Source organism: Paenibacillus germinis (assembly GCF_013141785.1).
Taxonomy (GTDB): Bacteria; Bacillota; Bacilli; order Paenibacillales; family NBRC-103111; genus Paenibacillus_E; species Paenibacillus_E phytorum.
The window spans coordinates 1-9,156 of the sequence record NZ_WHOC01000140.1; the positions used below are offsets into that span (position 1 = coordinate 1).

Consider the following 9,156-nt stretch of genomic DNA (forward strand, 5'->3'; position numbering starts at 1 on the left):
TACAAAGGAATCCGGTTTTCGTAATTGGGTGGTAGCTAGAATTCGTTAACCTAACGTTTCCGTTAGCTTAACATTGGGATTTTGATATTTATTGATAATGTGATGCTTCATTGAGGTTTGATACTATTCCAATAACAACAAGAAAAACTGCCATTATAATAAGTGCATAACCTATCCATCGCAAACTTAAACTGCTTTGTGATGATTTCGAACGTGTGACTAATAGTAACCCAGTACCTATCAACAATGCTATGATTATTCCAAAATTGACCAAACGAACACTTCTTTCATTTAGTCCCACTTCTCTTTTTTAGACGTTAATTGTGTAAGTTAGTTTCGTTATCCGGCCCGTTACTTGAATGAACAAAAATAGGAGCTGCCACTATGCAAGCTCCTTCACTATCGTATCCGTTAGTTTAATAATTGGGTGATTTTCGAAAAGGTATTTTATGCTGCTCCTAACAACTTCCAAGTCCAACATAAACGGGTTTCCGAGAAAAGCAACCGATCATATTTACATTGCATATGGAAACAGAGCAATGGCAGGAATCCCGCCATTGCTCTGTTTCGATTGCGGTTATTGTTCCAACACCTTTTCAAGCTCGCCAGCCATTTTAGCCCAACCATGCTTGGCGCCTTCAAACGCACGAGCATTTTCGAAACCGGTTTGTTCGAGATGAAGATTAACCTTTCCGTCCCCTAAATCCTGCAGCGTCCAGGTGACCGTCGTCTTCTCCCCTCCGCTGACCCAAGTGTAGGACAACCGGTTTGGTCCGTCCACGACTAGCACTTCGCTGTCTATAATTCCATTCCACCATTCCGTCGGTTGAGTGCGGAACTGGAAACGATGTCCTACGATTGGCTTAAAGTCATTTTCCATGACCCATTTGGCAAGCTTGTTAGAATCGGTTAAAGCGGACCAAACCTTCTCGACCGACGTCGTGTACTGAAAATCCAGGGATACCGTTGAACTCATTCTTCTTCCTCCTCTAATAGTTGGTTCAAGCGCAACATATTCGTACTCCAGAACTTGCTGTAGAAAGCCACCCAATCTTGAATTTCTCTGAGTGGAGCGGCGTTCAGCCTAAATAGCGTTTCTCTGCCGACTTTTCGGTCAAGTACCAGTCCGGCCTCTTTAAGGATTATCAAATGCTTTGATACCGCTGTACGTCCCATTTGAAACTGTGCCGTCAATTCATGAAGTGGCATCTCCTTTGCCTCTGCTAACAGACGAATCAATCGGCGCCTAGTTGGATCTGCAATCGCGTCAAACACATCACGCAACGGGTTGTTTTCGTTCACAACACCCTCTCCTAAATATTATTTTCTGTATTACACATCTAGAATGTACGAAGGGACCGCGTTAATTTCACCACCTCCTTAAAGCCTGCGGCTCTTCGGACGCAGCGTCCACGAGGCGAGAGCTAGGATTGCAAAACTAAGTGGGCTAAAAATATGGAACGCATAAGCCCCGTAGTCTCCCACGATTGCATGTGATGCAGCTGCGCCCGTCATTCCAAAGAAAATGCCGGCGTATGCCCATTCTTTAAGCCGCGGAAGACCCGGCACGAGGATGGCTATCGTCCCAAGCACTTTCCAAATCCCGAGAATGGTCAGAAAGTACACCGGATACCCTAATATCTCCACCGTCCCGAGCGTCCCCCATTGATGGCTTAGCTCCCCAATTCCTCCGCTCCCCAAAAAGAATGCAAGCAGCGACGTTGTAACCCAATAAGCGATAACTTTTCCTCGAGGATGGGTTTGTGCTTTCGCGGTTGTTTCCGCATCGATGATCGTACTCATTTGGTTTCCTCCTCATAATTGTTGATTCAAGTGAACTATATTCTTGCTTCAAACTTTCCAAATGACTAGCTTCCAATCGGACACCATTTAGTGTCTATTTAATTATATGACACCATTTAGTGTCCTGTCAACAACATTTTTAAACTCCACATATGTGTTTCAACTATTGATTTTATGCCATTTGGCTCCTTGATTACATGTTAAAAAGCCTCGGCGCGATAATGCCGAAGCTTTTCACTTAATGGGATTCTATCATCACTGAATTCACTGTCGACGTGAGATGCTTATGAAAACCGTCAATCACCAAGCGAATCTGCCCGTTAGCGCAATGACGGCTGCCCCGCGGCAGCCGTTTTGGTATTGAACTATCTCTCTCCGTTAGCTCCGTAACCCCATGCTTTACACAAAGTATGCACCCAGTTCATTTTTATTAAGGGTTATCATTGTTTCCCACCACTAAATCATTAATAAACGCGAACATTCAGGAAGGTAATCAATTGACAAAGCCGAACAAACGCGAATATAATGGAGCTATCACTGGGAAAAGGTGAAATTTTACATTTGGAGGTATGTACAATGTTTTCTGAGGAACGTAGAGAAGAAATTCTAAAACTTCTTCACAAGAACGGTCGAATACTTGCAAAGGAGTTAGCAGATATGTTTGAAATGTCTATTGACTCCATTAGAAGAGACCTTTCAATTATGGAAGAAAAGGGATTACTAAAGAGAACTCATGGTGGTGCTGTACCCGCCGGTAAAGTAAGAAATACTCCAACGCCAGAATCACTTTCATCACGTTATGGGGAAGGCACTCCACTTCAGAATGCCATTTCAAGGAAAGCCTCTACCTTTATTCAAGAAAAGGATACTGTCTTTATTTCAGGTGCTGGTATTCATTTTGGAATGTTAAAGTATCTCCCTGAGTTTCCTTTCACTGTAGTAACCAATTCAATTAGAATTGCGGATAACTTGAAGGAACGTACTCACATAGACGTTTATCTTATCGGAGGCAAAGTAAAGCGTTCAGGTAACATTACAGATTCATTAGCATATGATTTTATCCGACAATTCTCATTAGACCTTTGTTTTATTACAGGTGGTGCAATTTCTAAAAATGGCATTAGTACGGCTACTCCTGAAGTAGCAAGCTTTGGAAGAAGTGCAATTGAAATATCAAGGAAAACCATTTGTCTGGCTCCCCATGAGAAGTTAGGTATTGATGCATTTGCTAAGCTAGGTCCTATTACGCCAATTGACATACTCATTACGGATGAAGAAGCAACCATCGAAGCAATTGAGGACATTGAAAGTAAAGGTGTTAAGGTAATCATTGCTAAGGTTGGTGAGGATGACTAATGAAAGGTAGTAAAAACGTAAGAAAGGAATAGACGTAGCCCTTCGCACAGGACGTCTATTCCTCTGACCTAGAGCCGTTAAACTGCTCCGATTTTATTATACCATAAGAGACTTGCAATCATTTCTCTTAAACTTCATTTACAATTAAAGTATCCTGCCCGTTACTTCAACAGACAACGGCAGCCGATCATGTGGCCGGCTGCCGTCTTGTATGTTTGAACTATTGTTACCCGTTAGTTGAGCGAGCGTTTAGCCTATTTAAGTAGGTCGTAAATATACTCTGCTTTATCAATATTCTATGATAGTAAGGTTATTTAACCTTTTGGAATGCGGCACATTACTTATTAACGGACTAGAGATCCTTTTGCATCGTTAACATTCTCCCTGATTTTACAAGCTTTTTCATATTTACATCATAGACTTGTGAAATCCAAGTCAATATACGGAATATCATTTTTTATATTATTAATATAAAAAGTTAATGCTTCCTTATTCCAATCACTCCAATTATCAAAATTCCCCATATCAGAACTACGGTGTATAAGACCAATAACAATTGCTTGTCTTAAATTAATAAAGCCCTTTTGATATTGAACTATTGTTCTGCGTTAGTTGAACAAGCTGCCGAGCATCACTATTTGATTAATAAAAAAAGAGAAGGCCGCGAGATGAAGGCAACCTACTCTTCGTTACTTAGTCAAAACAAATCACTAAGAATTTGTTCAAGAACGGGATCCCCGTGGAGAATAGCCGATAAACTGGTTCAGCCTGTTACGTACACGAGCGTCTCCCATAACATGCATCATATCGTACAGATCCAGCGTTATTGTTCTGCCCGTCAAAGCGACTCTAAGAATCATCGCAACGTCACCGACGTGCCCTGGATACTGTTCGGGATTCTTCTTGTACGTTTTGGCATCCTTGGCGAAGCCGAGTTGCACGCCAATTGCCTTCACTTTACCAAACCAGCTGTCACGGTCATCTTGCAAATCAAGTGTTTGCGCGTATTCGCGAACGATCTGCTTCGCCAGCTCCGACGGCATTGAGGCAAGCAGCGAATCGTAGCCCGCTGCTACCGACTTACTGAACGATTCGTCGAAGAAGTACGCGTACAAATCCTTCACGTCTGACCACTTAGCAATATCCTTCCGCGGCTTCTCCAACGCGCGGCCAATTTGGAAGACCGCCGTCGCATATTCTCGATTGGCAAGAAGCGTCGCTTCCATCTCCGTATCGTACGCCGCCGCCCATGCTGCTGTGTGCTCGAATACTTCATCTGCGCGTAGCAGGGCGATTACATCCTTGCTGATGTCACCTAGCTTATTCACATCAAACAACGCGCCACTCACGTTCATCTTGTTCATGTCGATCATGAATTCCGAATATGGCGCTTCCGGCTGGCTCATCCGCCACTCCTCGTAATTGGAATTAATGAGCGTCATCAAGTACTCCGTAATTGAAATTCCCGGATAACCTTCCTGCTCGTAATAGCTCGCAGCTGCATCCGGATCTTTACGTTTGCTGAATTTGCGCTTCGAGGCACCGTCCATCTTCATCAGCGGAGCCAGGTGGCCGTATTCCGGTCTGCGGAAGCCAAGCATGTCGAATAGCTGCAGGTGAATCGGAACTGAAGCAAGCCATTCATCACCTCGAATCACATGTGTGGTACCCATCAAACAATCGTCCACCGCATGCGCGAAATGGTAGGTCGGAATACCGTCGGACTTCATGATAACGATGTCCTGTTCATTCTCAGGCATTTCAATTTCACCTTTGATCAGATCATTGTACTTGATTCTTCGATCCGGTGATCCCGGCGATTTCAACCGGATTACATACGGCTTTCCAGTCGCCAGCTCCGCTTCAACCTGCTCCGGCGTCAGATTGCGGTGAATGGCCCATTCGCCATAATAGCCCGGATTGAGCTTGGCTGCTTGCTGTTTATCGCGGATTTGCTGCAGCTCATCCGCATCGCAGAAGCAAGGATAGGCTAATCCTCGCGCGATTAGATTCTTAATAAAGACATGGTAAAGGCTCGCTCGTTCGGTTTGCTTATAAGGACCGTATTCCCCTACCTCTTCGCCAGCTGCAGTCGGGCCTTCATCCGGATAAATACCGCAATAGCTTAACGCCTGAAGAATATCGCCGATGCTCCCCTCCACTTCCCGTTTCTTATCGGTATCCTCAATTCGCAAGTAGAAGACGCCGCCGCTCTGATGCGCAAGCCGTTCAGAAATGAGCGTGGCATAGATGCCGCCAATCGTAAGAAATCCGGTCGGACTAGGCGCGAACCGTGTAACCTTGGCTCCTTCTTTTATTTGTCGCGTGGGGTAACTGCCCAGAACGTCCTCCGGCAGCTTCTCAATAGCTGGAAATAAACGCTGGGCAGGCTCGGTTTGATTCATAATCGTTCCTTCTTTCTCCTCGGGATTGTAAACAGTAAACTCTCAGACAATAAAAAAAGCCCTTCATCCTCATTCAACAAGGACGAAAGGCATCGCTTCCGTGGTACCACCTTGATTGGGTCAACGGACCCGCTCATAGATGCAGCATTTAACTGCGACATCTCTTCTATAACGGGAAGACCCGCCAGACTTACTCCCTCTTTCAGTCTGATGCTCCGAGGCTTCTTTCTCCAAGCTCGAATACCCTCTTCCACCACCATGCAGGGCTCTCTGCAATTCGAATACTTGTTTACTCTTCCTCATCAATCGCGTTTCTCGAATATATATGGTTATCAGTAACGGTAGCATAAAGGCTAATGCAGCGTCAAGGCGAGATACGCCCGAATCAGATTTTATGCAAGAATGAATGCATTATCATTTGTGCATAATCGATTACGCTGCTTAAAATTTGATGGCGATCAGCTTTCAATTTTTTATAAGATCTTGGTCTTCTTTTACTTTCAATCTCATATCTTAACCCCTATATATTGAATGAATTATACAATCATTATTCTCTATGATTGCTCAACTATCCTGCCCGTTAACGTAATAAAGGCTGCTTCGCGGCAGCCGTTCAACTATCGTTCTCCGTTAGTTGAACAGGCATTAAACCTTATTAACCCTCTTACCCCAAAAACTCAAACTTCCTCCCCCCCACTGTTGTCTGTCGGCATTGGACTCGTAAAAATCATGGTCCAGTTCCATCCGCAATCACACGATAACCTAACCTATTTTTCTTCACCCAAATATTAGATCGGGATACATCACCTACATAGTACAATTTCGCTCCCCCAAAAGAAGTACTTCCCGTCCCTTTAACTTGAGCACTGAAAACCTTAATCGGATGGAGAGAGAAGAATAAATGCTTCCTAACCGCTAATTCCGCCGTTGGAGTGGGAAAGAAAAACAAATAAAACACTAACAATGTCGTGATAGATATAAACCAATTCTGCTTTCTCTTCGACATCGACATTGTATCATCCTCTCGTACATTATTATCCTGGTTTTAAAGGCTGTGCAAAGGTCTGCACGAGACAGCCCTATTGATATTGAACTATTGTTCTCCCGTTAGTTGAATGATTACTTACCTTTTAATTCCCTAAATGCCTCTAGTATTAGTTTTATACCAATGGTGATAACAACTACGAGTCCAATTGTCTTAACGATAGTTTGAATGATATTCTCTAATGAACCACCACCAGTAAGGTCATAAGAAAATCGTCCTAAAATGAAAAGAACTGGCGTAGGCAAAAGCATAAATACCAATCCAACAACGAAACCAATCAGCAAATTTATTTTACGTTCCATTAATTTCCCCTCCTGTAAGGTTGTTTGGTGAATTTGTTTTTAACTAAGTATAATTGAATTTTACAATATGTGGTAAATATTTGATATGAAACGTTATGCTTATTTTTATTACGCAAAACTACCCGTTACATCAACAGGCTGCCGATTATGTCAGCAGCCTGTAGTTATTATTGTGCTATCGTTTACCGTTAGTTCAATCCAACTTCCCACGGATTCGTTACAACCTCGCCATTAAGATTTAAAAATATTTTACCTGTTCCGTCACTGTAATTCCAAAATAATTTTTTATTAATTTCAAACATGTGTATATTTTGAAAGGAGGACGATGTGTTTATCTCAACTTTAAACCCGTTAGATTCAATTACATTTATTATCTTTTCATTAGAAATAGGTAATTTCACCATTTTTTCTGATTCCAAAGAATGAAAAACAATTGCAAATTGTTGCCCACTTGCATCCTTTGCTATACAATATAAGGTTCATGAAAATAGGGGAGCGATATCACTTCAGTTAATTTTAACGATTCAAGTTGGGTTTTATAGTGCTCTGGAATGTATAATTTGTCTTCAGCCACAGCACTAGGACTTGTCTCAGGATTATTTGGGATGACGCCATTTCCACAACCAACAAATGTTAGACACATAGTCAGTAACAAAATAAAATTCTTAAATGTTTTCACACTTATCTCCCCCATAGCTTCACTGAAACAGTACTATCGTTCACCGTTAGTTTAATCTATGGCTGGTTAAGTTTGTTCTTGTTTTTATTATTTTGATTATTATTTTTTGAGTAATAAAGCCAAAAGTTGCTCCAATTGTATTTAATAATAAATCATCAACATCAAAGCTACCAACTTCCGCAAACAATTGGACTAGTTCAAGAACTAGACTCATTAAAAAAGAAAGAATTATAATTGTAACGTAATTTAACTTCCTCCGAACAAACATAGGCAATAAGAAACCGAACGGTAAAAAGAGCACGAGATTACCTAGTACGTTCCTGATGACAATATTTTTATTTGATTCATAAAAAATATAGCTTAATATTGTTTTAATAAGGAACAAAGTTACTATTCAATTTAACGTGCCTTTTAAAATCATCATCCAAATTTAAATTGAGAATAGAATCAATAACGGTCAGGGGGATGAGAATTTGAATAGTACAACTTTATAAAGCACTAGCAAATAAACCAGAAAAATCATTATGAGAGCAACTTTCATTACTTTAAAATGTTTATCAAAAATATTCATTTATGATCATTACACCCTCCATTTAGAATAAATCCATAGACTGTAAGTTTTTAGCTCTTAATATAGACGGAGTTTTTGATACGGAAGTTGCGCAAATCTACCCGTTACTACAACAGACAAAGGCAGCCAATCGTGTGTCGGCTGCCGTCATGTCGTGATTGTTCCTCGTTAGCTTAACAATCAAAATTTCTGCACGCCCTGACCGCTGATCTAATGTCCATGAGCAAGGATGTTGATAAGCTTACCAAATGGGTCGCGGACAAAGAATCGACGAACTCCCCAGGGCTCATCTGCAAGTCCATATTCTATCGTATATCCAGCACTCTGCATGCGTTCAAACACCGCATCGACATCATCGACTTCAATCGAAAGATCTGGTGTAGGCGTATTGGATCCGCCTTGTGAGGCGAAACTTATTTGAACATTCTCCTCCCCGAGTAAGCCGTATGTTTCAATCCAACCATGATCCATCAATAAATCAAGTTTGAGCACATCCTGGTAAAAGCTTTTTGCTGCCGGAACATTCTGCGTATTAATATTGGTGACAATTCGTTTCACCCTCATTTTCAGACCTCGATTCTAATAATATACTTTCCACATTTGGAGAATACACTTTTAGTTTACATTATCATCTAGAACCGCATTATTCAATCATCCTGCCCGTTACTTCAACGGACAACGGCAGCCGATCGTGTGCCGGCTGCCGTCATATCGTGATTGAACTATAGTTCTCCCGTTCGATGCGGTTAGGTGGTGCAGGGTTGTCAGACTAATTCCACTTCCTCGAAATTCCCCAGGCAGACCAATAGGCGACAGTCCCACAGCGGGAATACGGTGTTATATGAAGGACTAGCTTCTTCGAATTAACTAACAAAATCAGGAGGCGCTCCTTTTCTTTCAAAGTCCAATTCTTAGGACTAACAGGAATGTTTAGCTCAATAGGCTACCGACCTGCCAATCAACCTACACAGATTAATTTGATGAGAATTGTCAAG

10 protein-coding genes and 1 other annotated feature are annotated in these 9,156 nt (G+C 41.9%); of the genes, 1 reads left to right on the top strand and 9 read right to left on the bottom strand.

Translation table 11 applies throughout. The annotated features are described in order from the left end of the window. Positions 1 to 577: 577 nt before the first annotated feature. The 3 genes from GC102_RS25735 to GC102_RS25745 form a co-directional block, all read right to left on the bottom strand. A complete protein-coding gene (locus GC102_RS25735) occupies positions 578 to 976 on the bottom strand; it encodes an SRPBCC family protein (protein WP_171692051.1) in 399 nt (132 codons plus the stop codon). After that, positions 973 to 1,302 (bottom strand): ArsR/SmtB family transcription factor, encoded by a 330-nt coding sequence (locus GC102_RS25740; RefSeq protein WP_171692052.1) that lies wholly within the window; start codon positions 1,300 to 1,302, stop codon positions 973 to 975. Before GC102_RS25740 ends, GC102_RS25735 begins: the two co-directional genes overlap by 4 nt. 78 nt (positions 1,303 to 1,380) lie before the next feature. Beyond that, on the bottom strand, positions 1,381 to 1,803 hold the full coding sequence (locus GC102_RS25745) for a DoxX family protein (RefSeq protein WP_171692053.1): 423 nt from the start codon (positions 1,801 to 1,803) through the stop codon (positions 1,381 to 1,383). A 576-nt stretch (positions 1,804 to 2,379) separates the two neighbouring features. On the opposite strand from GC102_RS25745, the gene GC102_RS25750 reads away from it, so the two are divergent. After that, entirely contained in the window at positions 2,380 to 3,159 is a 780-nt protein-coding gene (locus GC102_RS25750) for a DeoR/GlpR family DNA-binding transcription regulator (RefSeq protein WP_171692054.1), read from the top strand. Between the two features lie 722 nt (positions 3,160 to 3,881). On the opposite strand, the gene gltX is transcribed toward GC102_RS25750, so the two are convergent. The 6 genes from gltX to GC102_RS25780 all read right to left on the bottom strand — a co-directional run bounded on the left by gltX (position 3,882) and on the right by GC102_RS25780 (position 8,725). Continuing rightward, complete coding sequence (gene gltX, locus GC102_RS25755) at positions 3,882 to 5,564, bottom strand: glutamate--tRNA ligase (RefSeq protein ID WP_171692055.1); 1,683 nt, start codon at positions 5,562 to 5,564, stop codon at positions 3,882 to 3,884. 75 nt (positions 5,565 to 5,639) lie between these two features. Beyond that, positions 5,640 to 5,880: a binding site (T-box leader), on the bottom strand. Between the two features lie 411 nt (positions 5,881 to 6,291). Further along, on the bottom strand, positions 6,292 to 6,570 hold the full coding sequence (locus tag GC102_RS25760) for a YjcN family protein (protein WP_171692056.1): 279 nt from the start codon (positions 6,568 to 6,570) through the stop codon (positions 6,292 to 6,294). Positions 6,571 to 6,683: 113 nt separating this feature from the next. Next, positions 6,684 to 6,911: a hypothetical protein gene (locus GC102_RS25765; RefSeq protein ID WP_171692057.1), complete on the bottom strand. Its 228-nt coding sequence runs from the start codon at positions 6,909 to 6,911 to the stop codon at positions 6,684 to 6,686. A gap of 463 nt (positions 6,912 to 7,374) precedes the next feature. After that, the gene (locus tag GC102_RS25770; RefSeq protein WP_171692058.1) at positions 7,375 to 7,590 is read right to left on the bottom strand and encodes a hypothetical protein; all 216 of its coding nucleotides are present in this window, start codon (positions 7,588 to 7,590) and stop codon (positions 7,375 to 7,377) included. Positions 7,591 to 7,636: 46 nt separating this feature from the next. Continuing rightward, positions 7,637 to 7,975 carry a VanZ family protein gene (locus GC102_RS40730; protein ID WP_171692059.1) on the bottom strand — a complete coding sequence of 113 codons (339 nt, stop codon included), beginning with the start codon at positions 7,973 to 7,975 and terminating at the stop codon, positions 7,637 to 7,639. A gap of 396 nt (positions 7,976 to 8,371) precedes the next feature. Next, on the bottom strand, positions 8,372 to 8,725 hold the full coding sequence (locus GC102_RS25780) for a VOC family protein (protein ID WP_171692060.1): 354 nt from the start codon (positions 8,723 to 8,725) through the stop codon (positions 8,372 to 8,374). Positions 8,726 to 9,156: the final 431 nt, after the last annotated feature.

What these genes read in the sequence shown, in the direction of transcription:
- GC102_RS25735 (WP_171692051.1), bottom strand. Translation starts at nt 976, where the DNA reads ATGAGTTCAACGGTATCCCTGGATTTTCAGTACACGACGTCGGTCGAG.
- GC102_RS25745 (WP_171692053.1), bottom strand. Translation starts at nt 1,803, where the DNA reads ATGAGTACGATCATCGATGCGGAAACAACCGCGAAAGCACAAACCCAT.
- GC102_RS25750 (WP_171692054.1), top strand. Translation starts at nt 2,380, where the DNA reads ATGTTTTCTGAGGAACGTAGAGAAGAAATTCTAAAACTTCTTCACAAG.
- gltX (WP_171692055.1), bottom strand. Translation starts at nt 5,564, where the DNA reads ATGAATCAAACCGAGCCTGCCCAGCGTTTATTTCCAGCTATTGAGAAG.
- GC102_RS25760 (WP_171692056.1), bottom strand. Translation starts at nt 6,570, where the DNA reads ATGTCGAAGAGAAAGCAGAATTGGTTTATATCTATCACGACATTGTTA.
- GC102_RS25765 (WP_171692057.1), bottom strand. Translation starts at nt 6,911, where the DNA reads ATGGAACGTAAAATAAATTTGCTGATTGGTTTCGTTGTTGGATTGGTA.
- GC102_RS25780 (WP_171692060.1), bottom strand. Translation starts at nt 8,725, where the DNA reads ATGAGGGTGAAACGAATTGTCACCAATATTAATACGCAGAATGTTCCG.